The organism is Actinomadura vinacea (genome assembly GCF_039532545.1).
Classification (GTDB): Bacteria; Actinomycetota; Actinomycetes; order Streptosporangiales; family Streptosporangiaceae; genus Spirillospora; species Spirillospora vinacea.
The window spans coordinates 12,115-30,355 of record NZ_BAAARW010000024.1; the positions used below are offsets into that span (position 1 = coordinate 12,115).

Annotated in this window: 16 protein-coding genes; 14 read left to right on the forward strand and 2 right to left on the reverse strand. The window is 73.4% G+C overall.

The window, feature by feature from the left end:
* The first annotated feature begins 44 nt into the window (after positions 1–44).
* From paaZ to ABD340_RS31470, 7 genes are read left to right on the forward strand one after another with little or no spacing between them, the layout of a single operon-like run.
* On the forward strand, positions 45–2,081 hold the full coding sequence (gene paaZ, locus ABD340_RS31440) for a phenylacetic acid degradation bifunctional protein PaaZ (RefSeq protein WP_344593902.1): 2,037 nt from the start codon (positions 45–47) through the stop codon (positions 2,079–2,081).
* On the forward strand, positions 2,082–3,251 hold the full coding sequence (locus ABD340_RS31445) for an NAD(P)/FAD-dependent oxidoreductase (RefSeq protein WP_344593903.1): 1,170 nt from the start codon (positions 2,082–2,084) through the stop codon (positions 3,249–3,251).
* Positions 3,248–3,535, forward strand: a complete 288-nt coding sequence (locus ABD340_RS31450; RefSeq protein ID WP_344593904.1) for a (2Fe-2S)-binding protein — start codon at positions 3,248–3,250, stop codon at positions 3,533–3,535. Before ABD340_RS31445 ends, ABD340_RS31450 begins: the two co-directional genes overlap by 4 nt.
* Positions 3,532–4,914, forward strand: coding sequence for an FAD/NAD(P)-dependent oxidoreductase (locus tag ABD340_RS31455; protein ID WP_344593906.1), 1,383 nt, complete (start codon positions 3,532–3,534; stop codon positions 4,912–4,914). The genes ABD340_RS31450 and ABD340_RS31455 overlap by 4 nt, the downstream gene beginning before the upstream one ends.
* Positions 4,911–5,837 carry a dihydrodipicolinate synthase family protein gene (locus ABD340_RS31460; RefSeq protein ID WP_344593907.1) on the forward strand — a complete coding sequence of 309 codons (927 nt, stop codon included), beginning with the start codon at positions 4,911–4,913 and terminating at the stop codon, positions 5,835–5,837. Before ABD340_RS31455 ends, ABD340_RS31460 begins: the two co-directional genes overlap by 4 nt.
* Positions 5,837–6,838, forward strand: coding sequence for a proline racemase family protein (locus tag ABD340_RS31465; RefSeq protein ID WP_344593909.1), 1,002 nt, complete (start codon positions 5,837–5,839; stop codon positions 6,836–6,838). Before ABD340_RS31460 ends, ABD340_RS31465 begins: the two co-directional genes overlap by 1 nt.
* Before the next feature lie 48 nt (positions 6,839–6,886).
* On the forward strand, positions 6,887–8,305 hold the full coding sequence (locus tag ABD340_RS31470) for an aldehyde dehydrogenase (NADP(+)) (RefSeq protein ID WP_344593910.1): 1,419 nt from the start codon (positions 6,887–6,889) through the stop codon (positions 8,303–8,305).
* A gap of 37 nt (positions 8,306–8,342) precedes the next feature.
* Here the strand turns inward: ABD340_RS31470 and ABD340_RS31475 are convergent, their stop codons facing one another.
* Positions 8,343–9,182 carry a helix-turn-helix transcriptional regulator gene (locus ABD340_RS31475; protein ID WP_344593912.1) on the reverse strand — a complete coding sequence of 280 codons (840 nt, stop codon included), beginning with the start codon at positions 9,180–9,182 and terminating at the stop codon, positions 8,343–8,345.
* 128 nt (positions 9,183–9,310) lie between these two features.
* On the opposite strand from ABD340_RS31475, the gene ABD340_RS31480 reads away from it, so the two are divergent.
* Positions 9,311–10,294: an aldo/keto reductase gene (locus ABD340_RS31480; protein WP_344593914.1), complete on the forward strand. Its 984-nt coding sequence runs from the start codon at positions 9,311–9,313 to the stop codon at positions 10,292–10,294.
* Positions 10,295–10,298: 4 nt separating this feature from the next.
* Here the strand turns inward: ABD340_RS31480 and ABD340_RS31485 are convergent, their stop codons facing one another.
* The gene (locus tag ABD340_RS31485; RefSeq protein WP_344593916.1) at positions 10,299–11,675 is read right to left on the reverse strand and encodes an NADP-dependent succinic semialdehyde dehydrogenase; all 1,377 of its coding nucleotides are present in this window, start codon (positions 11,673–11,675) and stop codon (positions 10,299–10,301) included.
* A 149-nt stretch (positions 11,676–11,824) separates the two neighbouring features.
* On the opposite strand from ABD340_RS31485, the gene pgi reads away from it, so the two are divergent.
* From pgi to ABD340_RS31515, 6 genes are all read left to right on the forward strand, one after another.
* Positions 11,825–13,468: a glucose-6-phosphate isomerase gene (gene pgi, locus ABD340_RS31490; RefSeq protein ID WP_344593918.1), complete on the forward strand. Its 1,644-nt coding sequence runs from the start codon at positions 11,825–11,827 to the stop codon at positions 13,466–13,468.
* Between the two features lie 266 nt (positions 13,469–13,734).
* Positions 13,735–14,649: an ABC transporter permease gene (locus ABD340_RS31495; protein ID WP_344593920.1), complete on the forward strand. Its 915-nt coding sequence runs from the start codon at positions 13,735–13,737 to the stop codon at positions 14,647–14,649.
* Positions 14,650–14,663: 14 nt separating this feature from the next.
* Positions 14,664–15,443, forward strand: a complete 780-nt coding sequence (locus ABD340_RS31500; protein WP_344593921.1) for an ABC transporter ATP-binding protein — start codon at positions 14,664–14,666, stop codon at positions 15,441–15,443.
* A complete protein-coding gene (locus tag ABD340_RS31505) occupies positions 15,440–16,252 on the forward strand; it encodes an ABC transporter permease (protein ID WP_344593923.1) in 813 nt (270 codons plus the stop codon). The genes ABD340_RS31500 and ABD340_RS31505 overlap by 4 nt, the downstream gene beginning before the upstream one ends.
* Positions 16,253–16,276: 24 nt before the next feature.
* Entirely contained in the window at positions 16,277–17,422 is a 1,146-nt protein-coding gene (locus tag ABD340_RS31510) for an ABC transporter substrate-binding protein (protein WP_344593925.1), read from the forward strand.
* A gap of 48 nt (positions 17,423–17,470) precedes the next feature.
* Positions 17,471–18,241 carry an IclR family transcriptional regulator gene (locus tag ABD340_RS31515; protein WP_344593927.1) on the forward strand — a complete coding sequence of 257 codons (771 nt, stop codon included), beginning with the start codon at positions 17,471–17,473 and terminating at the stop codon, positions 18,239–18,241.

The following is an 18,241-nucleotide window of genomic DNA, read 5'->3' on the forward strand; positions in this document are numbered from 1 at the left end:
AACCAGAGGCGGCGTGCCCGCCCGACGTGGACGAGGAGGTCCCGGTGGCCGTGTTGCGGAGCTATGTTGCGGGTGCCTGGCGGGTGCCCGAGGGTGAGGGGACGCCGGTGGCGGACGCGGTGACCGGCGAGGAGGTGGCGCGGATCTCCACCGCCGGCATCGACCGGGCGGCGGCACTGGAGCACGGCCGCGCGGTCGGCGGTCCGGCGCTGCGGGGTCTGACCTTCCACCAGCGGGCCGCGCTGCTCAAGGCGCTCGGCTCCCACCTGCGCGACCACCGCGAGGAGCTGTACGCGCTGTCCGCCCGCGCCGGCGCCACGCTGAACGACGCCAAGTTCGACGTCGACGGCGGCATCGGCGTCCTGCTCGGCTACGCGAGCAAGGCCAAGCGGGAACTCCCCAACGACACCGTCCTGGTGGAAGGCGAGGTGGAGCCGCTCGGCAAGGGCGGCACCTTCGTGGGGCAGCACCTGTGCACGCCGCTGCGCGGGGTCGCCATCCAGATCAACGCGTTCAACTTCCCCGTCTGGGGGCCGCTGGAGAAGCTGGCGCCCGCTTTCGTGGCCGGGATGCCCAGCCTGATCAAGCCCGCGAGCCAGACCGCCTACATCACCGCGCGGCTGGTGGAGCTGATCGTGGAGTCCGGGCTGCTGCCCGAGGGCTCGGTCCAGCTGCTGTGCGGCGACGCCGGCGACCTGCTCGACCACGTGACCGAACAGGACGTGGTCGGCTTCACCGGGTCGGCGGGCACGGCGCAGCGGCTGCGCACCCACCCCGCGCTGGTCGGGCGGTCGGTGCGGTTCAACGCCGAGGCCGACTCGCTGAACTGCTCGATCCTCGGCCCGGACGCGGTGCCCGGCACCGAGGAGTTCGACCTGTACGTCAAGCAGCTCGTCGCGGAGATGACGGTGAAGGCCGGGCAGAAGTGCACCGCCATCCGGCGCGCCCTCGTCCCCGGGCACCTCATGGACGAGGTGGCCGAGGCGGCGCGGGAGCGCCTCTCCAGGATCACGGTCGGGAATCCGGCCAGCCCGGACGTGCGGATGGGCGCGCTGGTGAGCCTGGACCAGCGCGAGGAGGTGCGGCGCTCGCTCAAGGCGCTGCTGGACGCGGCCCGCCCCGTCTACGGCGACCCGGAGACGGTGCAGGTCGTGGACGCCGACGCCGAGCGCGGCGCGTTCCTGTCGCCGATCCTGCTGCGCGCCGACGACACCGGCCGCGCCGAGCCGCACGAGGTGGAGGCGTTCGGCCCGGTCAGCACGCTGCTGCCGTACCGCGACACCGCGCACGCCGTGGAGCTGGCCGCCCGGGGCCGGGGCAGCCTGGCCGGTTCGGTCGTGACGGCCGACCCGGTGTTCGCGCGCGAGATCGTGCTGGGTGCGGCCCCCTGGCACGGGCGGCTGCTGGTGCTCAACGGCGAGGACGCCAAGGAGTCGACGGGGCACGGCTCGGCGCTGCCCGCGCTCGTCCACGGCGGGCCCGGCCGCGCCGGCGGCGGCGAGGAGCTGGGCGGGATCCGCGCGGTGGTGCACCACATGCAGCGCACCGCGGTGCAGTCCGGCCCGGCCATGATGACCGAGCTGACGGGACGGTGGGTGCCGGGCACCGACCGGACGGTCACCGAGGTGCACCCGTTCCGCAAGCACCTGGAGGACCTGCGGGTGGGCGACACCGCGGTCGGCGGCCCCCGCACGGTCACCCTCGACGACGTGGAGCACTTCGCCGAGTTCACCGGCGACACCTTCTACGCCCACATGGACGACGCGGCGGCCAAGGCCAACCCGTTCTTCGGCGGGCGCGTCGCGCACGGCTACCTGGTGGTGTCGTTCGCGGCCGGCCTGTTCGTCGACCCGGACCAGGGTCCCGTCCTGGCCAACTACGGCCTGGAGAACTTGCGCTTCCTCACCCCCGTCTATCCGGGGGACGAGCTGACGGTCACGCTCACCGCCAAGCAGATCTCCCCTCGGGACGGGGCCCCGTACGGCGAGGTGCGCTGGGACACCGACGTGACCAACCAGGACGGCGCGTCGGTCGCCAAGTACGACGTCCTGACCCTGGTGGCCAAGCGCCCCGCCGCGTAGGTGCGCGGTTCGGGCGCGAGGGTCGTGGTGCTGGGCGCCGGGATCGTCGGCGCGGCCTGCGCGCGGGAGCTGGCGCTGGCCGGATGCGCCGTCACCGTCGTCGACCGGGGCGCCCCCGCCGAGGCCACCACCGCGCACGGCGAGGGCAACGTCCTGGTCTCCGACAAGGGCCCCGGCCCGGAGCTCGAACTGGCGCGGCTGTCGCGCCGCCTCTGGCCGGAGGTGCTCGCCGGCCGCACGGGTCGCGAGCAGACCGCCGAGTGGGACCCCAAGGGCGGCATCGTCGTCGCCACCACCGACGACGGTGCCGCCGAGCTGGAGCGTTTCGCCGCCTCCCAGCGCGCGGCGGGCGTCCGGGCCGAGCCGCTCGACGCCGCCGCGCTGGCCGCGGCCGAGCCCCACCTCACCCGCGACGTCACCGCCGCCGTCGCCTACCCCGAGGACGCCCAGGTGCAGCCCGCCGGCGCCGCCACCCTGCTGCTCGGCGACGCGCTGCGGGCCGGCGCCGAGCTGCGCACCGGCTGCGAGGTCCTCGGCGGCGTCGCGCGCGGCGGCCGCATCACCGGGGTGCGCACCGCCCTGGGACCGGTCGAGGGCGACGCGTTCATCGACGCGGCGGGCCCGTGGGCGGGCGAGCTGTCGGCCCGGCTGGGCGCGCCGGTCGCCGTCCGGCCCAGGCGCGGCGAGGCGCTGGTCACGGCGCCGCTGCCGCCGACGGTGTTCCACAAGGTCTACGACGCCGGCTACGTGGGCGCGGTCGGCAGCGGCGCCGGGGACCTGCGGGTCTCGGCCGTCGTGGAGGCCACCCGCGCCGGGACGATCCTGCTCGGCTCGTCCCGCCGCCGCGCCGGCTTCGACGACCGGCTGCGCCCCGAGGTGCTGTCGGCGATCGCGCGCAAGGCGCTGCGGCTGTTCCCGGGCCTGGCCGGGGCGCCGGTGATGCGCGCCTACGGCGGCTTCCGCCCCTACGTCGACGACCACCTTCCCGTCGTCGGCCCCGATCCGCGGCTGGACGGGCTGTGGCACGCCGCCGGCCACGAGGGGGCGGGGATCGGCCTGTCGGTGGGCACCGGACGCCTGCTGGCCGACCTGCTCCTGGGCCGCGACCCGCCCGTGGAGCCCGCGCCGTTCCGCGTCGACCGTCCCGCCGTCCTGGGAGAGATCGGATGAGCCCACGCCTGGTCCGCGCCGACGGTGACACCCCGCTGCGCGTCACCGTCGACGGCCAGCCGTTGCAGGGCGTGCGGGGGCAGACGATCGCCGGGGTCCTGCTCGCGGCCGGCCGTCTCGCCTGGCGGGAGGGCCCGTCCGGCGCGCCGCGCGGGGTGTTCTGCGGGATCGGCGTGTGCTTCGACTGCCTGGTCACCGTTAACGGGCTGCGCGACGTCCGCGCCTGCCGCCGCCGGGCGCGGGACGGCGACGAGATCACCACCCAGTCCCGGGGGGAAGGGTGACGGCCCGGCGGGTCGCCGTGATCGGGGCCGGGCCCGCCGGGCTGGCCGCCGCTGCCGCGGCGCTGCGCGCGGGCGCGGAGGTGACCCTGGTCGACGCGGCCGAGCAGCCCGGCGGGCAATACCACCGGATGCCCCCGGACGCCTTCCGGACGCGCCCGCGGCACGGCCGGCGCGACTTCGACCGTGTGCTCGGCCATCCGCGCTGCGCGTGGTGGGCCGAGACCTCGGTGTGGACGCTGGAACGGGCCGAGCCCGGCGAGGCGCCCCGCGTGCACGTCCTGCGCGGCCCTGCCGACGGCGACGGACGCGACCGGTTCGTCCTTGAGCCCGACGCCCTCGTCCTGGCGTCGGGCGCGCACGACAGGGTGCTGCCGTTCCCCGGGTGGGAGCTGCCCGGCGTCTTCACCGCCGGGGCCACGCAGGCCCTGGCCAAAGGCGAGCGGCTGGCCGTCGGCGACGACGTCGTGATCGCCGGATCCGGCCCGTTCCTCCTGCCGGTCGCCGCCTCGCTGCTGGAGGCGGGCTCGCGCGTCCTGGAAGTGCTGGAGGCCAACCCGGCCGCGACCGTCCTGCGCGGCTGGGCGCGGCGCCCGTGGGAGCTGGCCGCCCAGGGCGGCAAGGCGGCCGAGCTCGCCGGATACGCCGCGCTGCTCGCCCGGCACCGCGTCCCGTACCGGACGGGCCGGGCCGTCGTCGAGGCCAGGGGCGACGGCCGCGTCGAGGAGGCGGTCACCGCCCGGCTGCGCGCCGACTGGTCGGTTCTGCCCGGCAGCGAGCGGACCGTCCCGGCCGACGCGGTATGCGTCTCCCACGGATTCAGCCCGCAGCTGGAGCTTCCGGTCGCCGCCGGCTGCGCGCTGACCGAGGGCGACCGGTTCGTACGGGTCGACGACGACCAGCTGACCAGCGTCCCCAGGGTGTACGCGGCGGGGGAGATCACCGGTATCGCGGGCGCGCCCGCCGCCCGCGCCGAGGGCCTGCTGGCCGGGTGGTTGGCCGCCGGGGGCGCGCCCGCCGCGCCCGAGAGCCGCCGCGCGCGCCTGCGCCGCGACCAGGGCCGGGCCTTCGCCGCACGCCTCGCCGCCGCGCATCCGATCGGCGCGGCCTGGACCGGCTGGCTGCGTCCCGGGACGGTGGTGTGCCGCTGCGAGGAGACCACCTACGGCGCCCTCCGTGACGCGGCGGACGACCCGGCCGGCGGCGCGCCCCGGGTGGTGAAGCTCGGCACGCGCGCCGGGCTCGGCCCCTGCCAGGCGCGAATCTGCGGGCCCACCGTCGCCGAACTGCTGGCCCGCCCCGCGAACCCGCACCACCGTCCCATCGCCCAGCCGATCCGGCTCGGCGAGCTGGCGGCCCCCGACGAGAAGGAGCAGGAATGAGCGGTGACAAGGACGGACGGCTCGGCGGCGTCATCGTGGCCACGGCCCTGCCGTACCGCGAGGACACCTCCGCCCCCGCCGGGCTCGCGGTCGACTACGACCGGTACGCCGAGCACTGCCGGTGGCTGGTCGACAACGGCTGCCGCGGCGTCGGCCCCAACGGCTCCCTGGGCGAGTACTCCTCGCTGACCGACGAGGAGCGCCGCCGCGTCGCCCGCACGGCGATCGAGACCGTCGGCGCCGACGGCGTGGTGGTCGTCGGCGTGCACGGTCCCGGCTCCCACCAGGCCCGGCACTGGGCCGAACTGGCCGCCGAGGACGGCGCGGACGGCGTGCTCTGCCTGCCGCCCACCATGTACCGGGCCAACCGCGGCGAGGTCATCGCCCACTTCGAGGCGGTCGCCTCGGCCGGGCTGCCGGTGATGGTCTACAACAACCGGATCGACACCAAGGTCGACCTCACCCCGGACCTGCTCGCGGAGATCGCGCAGATCGACGGCATCGTCGCGGTCAAAGAGTTCTCCGGCGACGTGCGGCGCGTCCTGGAGATCAGGGAGAAGGCGCCGGGCCTGGAGGTCGTGGCGGGCGCCGACGACGTGACCCTGGAAGCGCTGCTGATGGGCGCCACCGGGTGGTTCGCCGGGTTCCCCAACGTCTTCCCGGCCGAGTCGGCCGAACTGTACGAGCTGGGCGTCGCGGGCAAGTTGGAGGAGGCCCGCGCCCTGTACGAGCCGCTCGTCGCCGCCTTCCGCTGGGACTCGCGCACCGAGTTCGTCCAGGCCATCAAGCTCGGCATGGAGCAGGTCGGCCGGTACGGCGGACCCTGCCGCCCGCCGCGCGGCCCGCTCACCGACGCGCACCGCGCGGCCGTCACCGCCGACATGGCCCGCGCCATCGAGGCCGTCCAGCGGCGGGCAGGCTGATGCGGTCGGCCCGCACGGTCAGCGCGGTCGACTCCCACACCGAGGGGATGCCGACCCGCGTGATCACCGGAGGGGTCGCGCCGATCCCCGGCACCACCATGGCCGAGCGGCGGCGGCACGCGATGGAGCACCTGGACGGCCTGCGCCGCTTCCTGGTCGACGAGCCGCGCGGCCACGGCGCGATGAGCGGCGCGATCCTGCAGCCGCCGCTCCGCCCGGACGCCGACTGGGGCGTGGTCTACATCGAGGTCAGCGGCTTCCTCCCGATGTGCGGGCACGGCACGATCGGGGTCGCGACCGTCCTGGTGGAGACCGGCATGGTCGAGGTCCGCGAGCCGGAGACCGTCGTCCGGCTGGACACTCCGGCGGGCCCGGTCGAGGCCCGCGTAACAGTGCGTGACGGCGTGGCCGAGAACGTCACCCTCCGCAACATCGCCTCGTTCGCCGTAGAACAGGACGCGGCCGTGACCGTCCCCGGTCTCGGCGAGGTGCGCTACGACATGGCCTACGGCGGCAACTTCTACGCCATCACCCACCTGGAGCCCCTTGGCCTGCCCTTCGACCGCGCCCGCAAGGACGACATCCTGCGCGCGGGCCTGGACATCATGGCCGCCATCAACGAGCAGAACCGGCCGCACCACCCCGAGGACCCCGCGATCGGCGGCTGCAAGCACGTCCAGTTCCTGGCGCCCGGATCGGACGCCCGGCACTCCCGCAACGCGATGGCGATCCACCCGGGCTGGTTCGACCGCTCGCCCTGCGGCACCGGCACGTCCGCGCGGATGGCGCAGCTGCACGCCCGCGGGGAGCTGCCGCTGCACACCGAGTTCGTGAACGAGTCCTTTATCGGCACCCGCTTCACCGGCAGGTTGGTCGGCACCACGACGGTCGGCGGGCTGCCCGCCGTGGTGCCGGAATTCACCGGCAGCGCCTGGATCACCGGCACCGCGACCTACCTGCTCGATCCCGCCGACCCCTTCCCCGAGGGCTTCGTCCTCTGAAGCTGGGTATCGTGCCCTTCGCGATGAAACTAGACAGGGAGCGGCGATATGAGTGAGACAGAGCGGGCGGTAAACAGCGCAGTCGCGGCAGCGGACGACTGGGCGGCGACGGCACCCGCGGCCAGGGCGCGGGCGCTGAACGCGGTCGCCGACGCCCTGGAGGCGGCCCGCGCGGAACTGGTGCCGCTGGCCGACTCCGAGGCCCACTTGGGCGACACCCGGTTGAACGGCGAGCTGTCCCGCACCACCTTCCAGCTCAGGCTGTTCGCCTCGCAGGTCGAGGAGGGCGGCTTCTACGACGCGCGGATCGACCGTCCCGACCCCGAGTGGCCCACCGGACCCCGTCCCGACCTGCGGCGCTACCGCGCCGCAACGGGCCCGGTGCTGGTGTTCGCGGCGAGCAACTTCCCCTTCGCGTTCAGCGTGGCGGGCGGCGACACGGCCTCGGCGCTGGCGGCGGGCTGCCCGGTGGTGCTGAAGGCCCACCCGGGCCACCCGCGGCTCTCCCGCCGCACGGGCGAGATCGTCGCTGCCGCGCTGAAGGAGGCCGGCGCGCCCGACGGCACGTTCACCCTCATCGAGGGCGAGCAAGAAGGCGTCGAGGCTCTGCGCCACCCGGGGATCGCCGCGGCGGCGTTCACCGGCTCCGAGCGCGGCGGGCTGGCGCTGGCCAGGATCGCCGCCGAGCGGCCCACCCCGATCCCGTTCTACGGCGAGCTGGGCAGCACCAACCCGGTCGTGGTCACGGCCGGGGCGGCCAAGAACCGCGGCGAGGAGATCGCCAAGGGCTATGTCGGTTCGGTGACCCAGGGCGCGGGCCAGTTCTGCACCAATCCGGGGCTGCTGTTCGTCCCGGCCGGCGACGGCATCGTCGACCGGATCGCCGGGCTGCTCGGCGACGTCGGCGCGGCGCCGATGCTGAACGAGCGGATCGAGTCGGGCTTCCTCGACGCCGCCGACCGCCTGGCCGGCCGTCCCGGCGTGCACCGGGTGGTCTGGCCGGACGACAAGGCGGCCGCGCCCCGCTTGCTGACCATGGATCTGGCCGCGTTCGCCGCCGACAGCGAGGCCGCCGGGCAGGAGTGCTTCGGCCCGCTGGGCCTGGTCGTCACCTACGAGAGCCTGCGCGACGTGGCCGAGGTCATCGCCAAGCTCCCCGGCCAGCTCACCACGTCCCTGCACGCCGAGGCGGACGAGACCGGCGAACTGGGCCCCCTGGCCGGCGTCCTCGCCGAGCGCAGCGGCCGCGTCCTGTGGAACCAGTGGCCCACCGGGGTCTCGGTCACCCACGCGATGCAGCACGGCGGCCCCTTCCCGGCGACCACCACCCCGTCCACCACCTCGGTCGGCACCGCCGCGATCGAACGCTTCCTGCGCCCCGTCACCTACCAGAACTGGCCCCAGGACCTTCTGCCCCAACCCCTCCGCGACGCCAACCCTTGGAACGTCCCGCAGCAGATCAACTGAAGATTGAGGGCGCCCTTCCAAGCGGGGGCGCCCTCTCTCATCCGGCCGAGACCTCGTAACGCTGGACGGCGAGTTTCTCCAGGGCCGCCTGGGACGGGCTGCCCTCCGGCGCCGTCAGCGTCACGAACTGGTGGTCCAGGGTGTTCGGCAGGACCATCCCGATGTAGTCCAGGGACAGCCGCCCGACCACCGGGTGCCGGTACTCCTTGCGGCCGATGCCCGGCCCCTTGACGTCCTGCCGCCGCCACCAGTCGCGGAACTCCGGGCTGCCGTCGGCCAGCTCCCGGATCAGTGCCCCGTTCGCCGGGTCGCCGGGGTCGCGGCCCGTCGCCGTGCGCAACTGCGCCACGCCGTGCCGGGCCACCTCCTCCCACGCCACGTAGAAGTCGCGGGCGCGCGGGTCGCCGAAGGCGTACCGCAGCATGTTGCGGCGAGGCTCCGGCTGCTCGGCCAGCTCGCACATCAGCGCCGCCGCCGTCCGGTTCCAGGCCAGCACGTCCAGCCGGCCGTTGATCACGTAGGCGGGGACCGGGGCGATCGCCTCCAGCAGCCGCCGCACGTTCGCGTCCACGGGCCCCTCCGCCGGAAGGTGCGGCGGCGAGGGCTCGGAACGGGCGAGCCGGTAAAGGTGGTCGCGCTCGTCGGTGTTCAGGCCCAGGGCGCGGGAAAGCCCGTCCAGGACAGAGGGCGAGGGGCGGATACCGCGGCCCTGCTCCAGCCGCATGTAGTAGTCGGGGCTGATTCCGGCGAGCATCGCGACCTCCGCCCGCCGCAGGCCCGGCGCCCGCCTGCGCCCGCCGGCGGGCAGGCCCACGGCGGAGGGCTTGATCCGGTCGCGCCGGGACCGCAGGAAGTTCGCCAGTTCACGCGTCGCCATGGAGTCCAGTCTGCCCGACAGCCTAGCCCTGCGGATCCTAGCCATCGGCGGCCCCTGGTCGCCCCGCGCCGCCCCGGGCAGGGTGGAAGGCACAGCAGAGAACCCACCACAGAAGGGGTGACCTTTTCGTGCGCTACCGCACCCTTGGAGAGAGCGGGCCGCAGGCGTCGGTCCTGGGATTCGGCGCGATGACCCTGGCGCCCGGGATCTACGGCGACGTCCGGGACGGCGACGCCGCCGCCACCCTCCTGGCCGCCGTGGACGCGGGCGTCACGTTCGTCGACACCGCCGACATCTACGGCGCCGGAGTCAGCGAGAGCCTGATCGGGCGCGTGCTCGGCGGGCGGCGGGACGAGATCGTCCTGGCCACCAAGTTCGGCGGCGACCAGGATGAGAACGGCATTCTCATCCCCGGTCTGGGCCGGCCCGAGTACGTTCGCCGCGCGCTCGAGGCCAGCCTGACCCGGCTCCGGACCGACCACGTCGACCTGTACTACCTGCACCGGCTCGACCCCACGACCCCCATCGAGGACACCGCCGGCGTCCTGGCCGAGCTGGTCCGGGAGGGCAAGATCGGCGGGTACGGCCTGTCGGAGGTCTCCGCGAGCACCGTCCGCAAGGCCCACGCCGTCCACCCTGTGCGGGCGTTGCAGACCGAGTACTCGCCGTTCCAGCGCGGCCCCGAGGAGGAGCTGCTGCCGGTGTGCGAGGAACTGGGCATCGCCTTCGTCGCCTACAGCCCGCTCGGCCGGGGGATCCTGGGCGGCCAGGTCCGCGGCGCGGCCGATCTCGGGGAGGCCGACTGGCGGCTGGGCAACCCCCGCTTCCAGGGCGAGAACCTGGCCCGCAACGTCTCCATCGCGGACGCCATCGCCGAGCTGGCCGCAGGTCACGGCGTCACGACGGCGCAGCTCGTCCTGGCCTGGCTGATCGACCGCGGCACGTTCCCGATCCCCGGCACCCGCAAGGCCGCCAACGCGCGCGACAACGCCGCGGCGGCCGACCTGAAGTTCGACGCGCCGGTCTTCGAACGGCTGGAAGAGCTCGTTCCGCCGGGCGCCGCCGCGGGCGCCCAAGGCGACGCGGCGTACCTGAACAACATCGAGACCTGACGGTTCAGGCGCCGGTCCAGATGGTCTTGGTGTTGCAGAACGAGTGCATGCCGTGCTCGGACAGTTCGCGGCCGTACCCGGAGCGCTTGACGCCGCCGAACGGCAGCTCGGGGTAGGAGGTGACCATCCCGTTGACGAACACCTGGCCCGCGTCCAGATCGTTCGCGAAGCGCTCGCGCTCGTCCGGGTCCCGGGTCCAGGCGTTGGCGCCCAGGCCGAACCCGGTGGCGTTGGCCAGCTCGATCGCCTCGGCGATCCCGGACACGCGGAAGAGCGAGGCCACCGGCCCGAAGACCTCCTCGTGGAACATCCGCATGCCGGGCGTCACACCGATGATCACCGTCGGCGGGTAGAACCAGCCGGGGCCGCCGGGGCGCTCCCCGCCGCAGAGGGCGGTGGCGCCCGCCCCGAGCGCGTCGGCGACCTGCGACTCGACGTCCGCGCGGCCCCGCTCGCTGGCCAGCGGGCCGATATCGGTGGACTCCTCCATCGGGTCGCCGACGCGCTGCGCGCGCATCCGCTCCACGAAACGCCCCTCGAACTCGTCGTAGACGTCGGCGTGGACGATGAACCGCTTGGCCGAGATGCAGCTCTGCCCGTTGTTGAGGCACCGGGACGTGGCGGCGACCTCGGCGGCGCGGGCGATGTCGGCCGACGGCATGACCACGAACGGGTCGCTGCCGCCCAGTTCCAGCACGCTGGGTTTGATCTCGGCGCCGGCCGCGCCGCCCACCGCCCGCCCGGCGGGCTCGCTGCCGGTGAGCGTGGCGGCCCGCACCCGCGGGTCCCGGACGACCCGCTCGACCTGGTCCGAGCCGATCAGCAGGGTCTGGAAGGCGTCCTCGACGAAGCCCGCGCGGCGGAACAGCTCCTCCAGGAACAGCGCGGTCTGCGGCACGTTCGAGGCGTGCTTGAGCAGCCCCGCGTTGCCGGCCACCAGGGCCGGCGCGGCGAACCTGATCACTTGCCAGAGCGGGAAGTTCCACGGCATCACCGCCAGGACGGGGCCCAGCGGCAGGTAGCGGATCCAGGCGCGGTCGGCGTCCACTGCGGCGGCGTCGGCGGGACGGTCGGCCATGAAGCGCTCGCCGTTGCGGGCGTAGAACCGGCACGCCTTGGCGCACTTGTGCGCCTCGGCCCGGGCCGCCTTGATCGTCTTGCCCATCTCGGTGGTCATCACGGCCGCGATCCGGTCGGCCTCGCGCTCCAGGACGTCCGCGGCGGCCTCCATGCGGGCCGCGCGCTCGGCCACCGGGACGGCCCGGTGCCGCTCGAACGCCTCCCGGGCGCGCTCCAGCCGCTCGTCGATCTCCTTCTCGGCCAGCGCGTCGAACGTCCGCTCGACCTCGCCGGTCGCCGGGTTGGTCGTTGCGATGCCCATGCCGGGGTCGTGCCCGGTGCGGTCCTGGGAAAACCGGGACCCGCCGCGACGGGACGGGCCGCCGACCTATGATCGCCTGTGGTGTGGGACCGGCGGCGCGGGCAAGAACGACGGGGAATCCCGCCGGCGCGCGAAGAGATGAGGGGCGAATGGCCGACATAACCGAATCCTCCGAGTGGACGGCGCTGGCCGGTCACCAGGCGGCGCTGGCCGCGCGGCACCTGCGCGAGCTGTTCGCCGAGGACCCGGGGCGGGCCGAACGGATGACCGCGACCGCGGGCGACCTCCATCTGGACTACTCCAAGCACCGGGTGACCGGCGAGACGCTGCGGCTGCTGGTCGCGCTGGCCGAGCGGGCCGGGCTGCGGGAGCGGATCGCCGCGATGTTCTCCGGCGAGCACATCAACGTCAGCGAGGACCGCGCCGTCCTGCACACCGCGCTGCGCCTGCCGCGCGACGCCGGGCTGCGCGTCGACGGCCAGGACGTCGCCGCCGACGTGCACGCCGTCCTGGACAAGATGTCGGGCTTCGCCGACCGGGTCCGGTCGGGGGAGTGGACGGGGTTCACCGGCAAGCCCATCCGCACCGTCGTCAACATCGGCATCGGCGGTTCCGACCTCGGCCCCGCCATGGCCTACGAGGCGCTGCGCGACCACGCCCGCGCCGGGATCGCCTGCCGGTTCGTCTCCAACGTCGACCCGGCCGACATCACCGGCACCCTGGCCGGCCTCGACCCCGAGCAGACCCTGTTCATCGTCGCGTCCAAGACCTTCGGCACGCTGGAGACGCTGACCAACGCCCGCGCCGCGCGCGCCTGGCTGGTCGAGCGGCTCGGCGACGAGAAGGCGGTGTCCCGGCACTTCGTCGCGGTCTCCACCAACGCCGAGCGGGTCGCCGCGTTCGGCATCGACACCGACAACATGTTCGGCTTCTGGGACTGGGTCGGCGGCCGCTACTCCATGGACGCCGCCATCGGGCTGTCGGTGATGATCGCGATCGGGCCCGAGGGGTTCCGCGAGATGCTCGCCGGCTTCCACACGATCGACGAGCACTTCCGGACCGCCCCGTTCGAGGCCAACCTGCCCGTCCTGATGGCGCTGCTCGGCATCTGGTACACCGACTTCTTCGGCGCCCAGACCCGCGCCGTGCTGCCCTACAGCCAGCGGCTGTCGCGCTTCCCCGCCTACCTGCAGCAGCTGACCATGGAGTCCAACGGCAAGTCGGTGCGGGCCGACGGCGCGCCCGTGGTCGCTCAGACCGGCGAGATCTTCTGGGGCGAGCCCGGCACCAACGGCCAGCACGCCTTCTACCAGCTGCTCCACCAGGGCACCCGGCTCGTCCCGGCCGACTTCATCGGGTTCGCCGAGCCGTTCGAGGACGTCCAGGCCGACGGCGGCGGCATGCACGACCTGCTCATCGCCAACATGCTCGCGCAGACCTCCGCGCTGGCCTTCGGCAAGACCGCCGAGGAGATCGCCGCGGAGGGCACCCCCGCCGGGCTCGTCCCGCACAAGGTGATGCCGGGCAACCGGCCCACCAGCACCATCCTGGCGCCCAAGCTGACGCCCTCCACGCTCGGCCAGCTCGTCGCGCTGTACGAGCACATCGTGTTCGTCGAGGGGACGATCTGGGGGATCGACTCCTTCGACCAGTGGGGCGTCGAGCTGGGCAAGGTGATGGCGCAGGACCTCACGCCCGCGCTCACCTCGGCGGAGCCGCCCGACACGGCGCCCGACCCGTCCACCGCGGCGCTCGTCCGCACGTACCGGCGCATGCGCGGCCGCACCGTCTGAACGCCAGGGAGTACCGCTCGCCAGTGGGGCCGTCGCCATGCGACGGCCCCACTTTCACGTTCACTACCCGCCATAAGAAACACGGCAGAAACCCACTGAGAACACATCCGAAAACCGGGTCCGACTGACTGAAGAAAGTCGGATCAGACATCTTGCCGACTCTTTTACGTGGGTGTTAGCGTCTCGCCATCGGTTGTCCGGTTTGCTGAGTGAACCGATGGTCCGCTCATGAGGACGCCGCCCTCGTCCCCCCAAGGAGGTACGGCATGGCCGCGACCCCGGCACGGCCCTTGGACGGCCCCCCGCGGCTGAGAACCTCGCCTACCGCGCAGGTGCTGCGCCAGACCCGGCCCGCCGCCGTTCTGGTGGGCCTGCTCGCCGCCGCGATCGCGGTCTGGGAGTGCTACAAGGCGCTCGGCCAGGCCGCCGGCGGCCGGATCCCCGGCACCTCGGTACCGCTCCCCGTCGCCACCGACGACTTGGCGATGCCGCACGTCGCCGACATCCTGGGGTCGCTCTTCGAGCCGGTCCGCACCGGGGTGGGCATGACGCTGGGCTCCTACCTCGTCCAGCAGGCGATGGTCACCCTGCAGGAGTCGCTCGCGGGGCTGCTCATCGGAGCCCTGGCCGGTGTCGCGCTGGCGATGATCTTCCTCCAGGCCGGCCTGCTGCGGCGCGGGTTCATGCCGTGGGTGGTGGCGTCCCAGACGGTGCCGCTGGTCGCCATCGCGCCGATGATCGTCATCTGGAGCGGCAAGGCCGGCCTGCCCGGTTCCGTCGCGGTCGCTGCCATCGCCGCCTACCTGGCGTTCTTCCCGGTCACCATCAACACGCTGCGGGGCCTGCAGTCGCCCGCCCCGGCACAGGTGGAGTTCATGCGCTCGATCGCGGCGCCGCCCGCGGCGACCCTGTGGTACCTGCGGCTGCCCGCCGCGCTGCCGCACCTGTTCTCCGGGCTGCGGCTGGCGGCCACCGCGAGCGTCATCGGCGCCATCGTCGGCGAGGTGTCGGCGGGCACCGGCAACGGGATCGGCCGCGGCATCCTCAACTTCACCTACTACTACTCCACCGGCCCCGAGAAGCTTTTCGCCGCCGTCCTGGTGGCGTCACTGGCGGGGATCGTCTTCGTCCAGGCGATCGGCCTGCTCGAGTCCTTCACCCTGCGCAACCGGCAGCGCTGAAGAGAGGCATCACAATGAACGACCAACCCGTCATCTCCGTTGAGGGCGTCGACAAGACCTTCCCCGGCAAGGACGGCGTCCAGGCGCTGCGGGGCATCGACCTGACCGTCGGCGAGGGCGACTTCGTCTCCCTGCTGGGCCCGAGCGGCTGCGGCAAGAGCACGCTGCTGCGGATCATGGCCGACCTGACCGAGCCGACCGCCGGCTCCGTGCGCGTCAACGGCAAACCGGCGGCGGCGGCGCGGCGGGACCGTGACTACGGCATGGTGTTCCAGCAGCCCGGCCTGCTGGACTGGCGCACGGTGGCCCGCAACGTCGAACTGCCTCTGCAGGTCATGGGGGTCGCGAAGGCGGAGCGCCGGGAGCGGGCACGGGCCATGCTCGACCTGGTGCGGCTGCCCGACTCGCAGCGCCGGTTCCCCTGGCAGCTGTCGGGCGGCATGCAGCAGCGGGCGGCCATCGCCCGCGCCCTGGCGCCCGAGCCGCGCATCCTCCTCATGGACGAACCGCTCAGCGCCCTCGACGAGATGAACCGCGAGCACCTGCAGGGCGAGCTGCTGCGGATCTGGTCCGACACCGGCACGACCGTGGTCATGGTGACGCACAGCATCGCCGAGGCCGTGTTCCTCTCGACCAGGGTCGTCGTGATGTCTCCGCGTCCGGGCCGGGTGGCCGGCACCGTCGACGTCGACCTGCCCGGACGGCGCACGGCCGCCACCCGGAACACGCCGGAGTTCTTCGAACAGGTCACCAAGGTCCGCACGATGCTGCACGGCGTGTTGGAGGCGGCATGACCGAGCGGAGCGAGGGCATGAGCGCAGCTCGTGCCGGGGTGGGACAGCGCCTGCGGCTGATCGTGCCGGCCCTGGTCGCCGGGCTGGTCGTGGTCGGCGCGTGGCAGGCGCTGGTGCGCGGGCTCGACGTCCAGGCGTTCATTCTGCCCGCGCCGAGCGACATCGCCGGCGCGCTCGCCGAAGGGTTCGGCGCGATCCTGCCCGCGGCGGCCGTCACCGTCCGCTCGGTGCTGCTGGGGCTCGTCGCCGGGACGGTCCTCGGTGTGCTCGCGGCCCTGGTCACGGCGCGGCTGCGCGGCGCGGCGGGCCCGGTGCTGACCGCGGCCGTGGTGCTGAACTGCGCGCCGATCATCGCGCTGGCCCCGATCTTCAACAACTGGTTCGGCGTCACCTCCTTGTGGTCGAAGGTGGCGGTCGCGGCGATCATGGTGTTCTTCCCGGTGCTGGTGAACACCACCCGCGGGCTGCTGGAGGTGGCGCCGCTGCACCTGGAGGTGCTGGACGCGATGGCGGCCACGCCCCGGCAGGTGACGCTGCTGGTGCGGCTGCCGGGCGCGCTGCCGCACCTGCTGAGCGCGGTCAAGCTGGGCGCGACGCTGAGCGTCATCGGCGTCATCGTCAGCGAGTACTTCGGCGGGTCGGTCGACACTCTGGGCGTCTACATCGCCCAGATGGCGGCGCTTCCCCGCTACGCCGAGGCATGGGCCGGGATCCTCGTCTCCGGCTGCCTCGGGTTGATCCTCTTCGGGCTGGTCAACGTGCTCGAACGGCTCGTCATGCCCTGGCACGTCTCGCTCCGCTCCGACTGACCGGCGACCGGAAGGAAAGCGCACATGAACGCACGGCTGCGCCGTCTCGGCGGGGTGCTCACGGCCCTCGCCGCGGGGGCGGCTCTCGCCGCCTGCTCCGGGCCGAACGTGGACCTGACCGCCGGCGGCCCCAACACCGTCGACCCGAGCTGCACCAAGACCACCAAGGTCAAGGTGGTGCTGCAGTGGGTCGCCCAGTCCCAGTTCGCCGGCTACTACGCCGCCAAGGACAGGGGCTTCTACGGCAAGGAGTGCCTGCAGGTCACCATCCAGGAGGGCGGCGTCAACGTGGTGCCGCAGCAGGTCCTGGCCTCCGGGAACGCCGACTTCGCGGTCAGCCACGTCACCAAGACGATGGCCTCCCGCGCCCAGGGCGCGGACCTGGTCAACATCTCCCAGATCTTCCAGCGGGGCGCCTACCTCCAGGTGAGCTGGAAGGACACCGGCATCGCCCGCCTGCAGGACCTCAAGGGAAAGCGCGTCGGAAGCTGGGGCTTCGGCAACGACCTGGTGCTCCGGGCGGCATCGGCCGCGTCCGGGGTGGCCCTCGACCGCGACGCCAAGGTGGTCCAGCAGCCGTTCGACATGTCGCTGCTGCTGAAGCGGGAGATCGACGCCGCGCAGGCCAAGACCTACAACGAGTACGCGCAGCTGCTCGAAACGACGAACCCCAGGACGGGCGAGCTCTACCAGCCGTCCGACTTCAGCGTCATCAACCTCCAGGACGCCGGGTTCACCAGCCTGGAGGACGGGATCTACGCGCGCGGCGGCACGCTCAAGGACAAGGCCGCCCAGGACGTGGCGGTCCGCTTCCTCAAGGCGACGATGCGCGGCTGGGTGTACTGCCGCGACCGGTTCGACGACTGCGTCGACGTCGTCCTGAACAATGGCGCCGCCCTCGGCAAGGGCCACATGACCTGGTCGCTGAACGAGGTCAACAAGCTGATCTGGCCGTCCCCGCAGGGCCTCGGCCACCTCGATCCCAAGGCGTGGAAGCAGACGCTCGACATCGCCCGCGGGGGCGGCGTGCTCAAGGCCGACCCCGGCGCGGGCGCCTACCGGACCGATCTCAGCGAGCGCGCGATGAGCGGGCTGAAGGCCGAGGGCGTCGACGTCACGGGCGCCTCCTACGAGCCGCGTCGGGTCACCGTGACTCCTGGCGGGAAGTAGGGCGGTGTGGAATGATCAACAACTCTCCGGCGACGAAAGCGCACGATCATGAGCGAGGCGGGACTGGTCCAGCGGACCATCTGGATCCTGCGGGCCGTCGCGTCGCGCCCCGACGGGATGGGGCTCAGCGAGGTCGCCCGCGCCTCCGGCATCCCGAAGGCGACCTGCTACCGGGTCCTGAGCGTGCTGGAACAGGAGCGGTGGCTGCTGCTGGACTCGCATACCAAGCGGTACCGGGTGTCGCTCGGGCTGCTGTCGGTGGTCGGCGGGCTGCTGGACACCGACGGCGCCTACGCCGGCATGCGGCAGATCCTCACCGAGCTGGCCGAGCAGACCCAGGAGACGGCCGGCCTGGACGTGCTGCTCACCCCGCACGTGATGGTGGTGGCGCAGGTGCCGGGGCCGCGGCTGATCGGCCAGGCGATGCGGCCCGTGCCGCGCACCCAGCCGGTCTGGCGGACCGCCACGGGCAAGGCCCTGCTGTCGCACATGGGCCGCGCCGAGGTGCTGCGCGACTTCGCCGAGGACTTCGCGGCCGACCCGCCCGAGGGGGCGACGACGCTGGACGCCTTCCTGGACGGCCTCGTCCCGGCGCGCGAACAGGGCTACGCCTACGCCTTCGACGAGCTGGAGAAGGGTGCGGCCTCGGTGGCGGCGATCGTCCCGGTCCGGCATTCCGCGCCGTACGGCGTGTGGATCGGCGGGCCCACGTTCCGCATCACCCAGGAGCGCATCCCCGAACTGGCCGAGGCCGTGCGCGCCGCGGCCCGCAGCCTGGAGGAGATCCTCAACATCAGCGGCGTGGTCTTCCGGCACTGA

What these genes read in the sequence shown, in the direction of transcription:
- ABD340_RS31450 (WP_344593904.1), top strand. Translation starts at nt 3,248, where the DNA reads ATGAGCCCACGCCTGGTCCGCGCCGACGGTGACACCCCGCTGCGCGTC.
- ABD340_RS31460 (WP_344593907.1), top strand. Translation starts at nt 4,911, where the DNA reads ATGAGCGGTGACAAGGACGGACGGCTCGGCGGCGTCATCGTGGCCACG.
- ABD340_RS31465 (WP_344593909.1), top strand. Translation starts at nt 5,837, where the DNA reads ATGCGGTCGGCCCGCACGGTCAGCGCGGTCGACTCCCACACCGAGGGG.
- ABD340_RS31470 (WP_344593910.1), top strand. Translation starts at nt 6,887, where the DNA reads ATGAGTGAGACAGAGCGGGCGGTAAACAGCGCAGTCGCGGCAGCGGAC.
- ABD340_RS31475 (WP_344593912.1), bottom strand. Translation starts at nt 9,182, where the DNA reads ATGGCGACGCGTGAACTGGCGAACTTCCTGCGGTCCCGGCGCGACCGG.
- ABD340_RS31485 (WP_344593916.1), bottom strand. Translation starts at nt 11,675, where the DNA reads ATGGGCATCGCAACGACCAACCCGGCGACCGGCGAGGTCGAGCGGACG.
- pgi (WP_344593918.1), top strand. Translation starts at nt 11,825, where the DNA reads ATGGCCGACATAACCGAATCCTCCGAGTGGACGGCGCTGGCCGGTCAC.
- ABD340_RS31495 (WP_344593920.1), top strand. Translation starts at nt 13,735, where the DNA reads ATGGCCGCGACCCCGGCACGGCCCTTGGACGGCCCCCCGCGGCTGAGA.
- ABD340_RS31500 (WP_344593921.1), top strand. Translation starts at nt 14,664, where the DNA reads ATGAACGACCAACCCGTCATCTCCGTTGAGGGCGTCGACAAGACCTTC.
- ABD340_RS31505 (WP_344593923.1), top strand. Translation starts at nt 15,440, where the DNA reads ATGACCGAGCGGAGCGAGGGCATGAGCGCAGCTCGTGCCGGGGTGGGA.
- ABD340_RS31510 (WP_344593925.1), top strand. Translation starts at nt 16,277, where the DNA reads ATGAACGCACGGCTGCGCCGTCTCGGCGGGGTGCTCACGGCCCTCGCC.
- ABD340_RS31515 (WP_344593927.1), top strand. Translation starts at nt 17,471, where the DNA reads ATGAGCGAGGCGGGACTGGTCCAGCGGACCATCTGGATCCTGCGGGCC.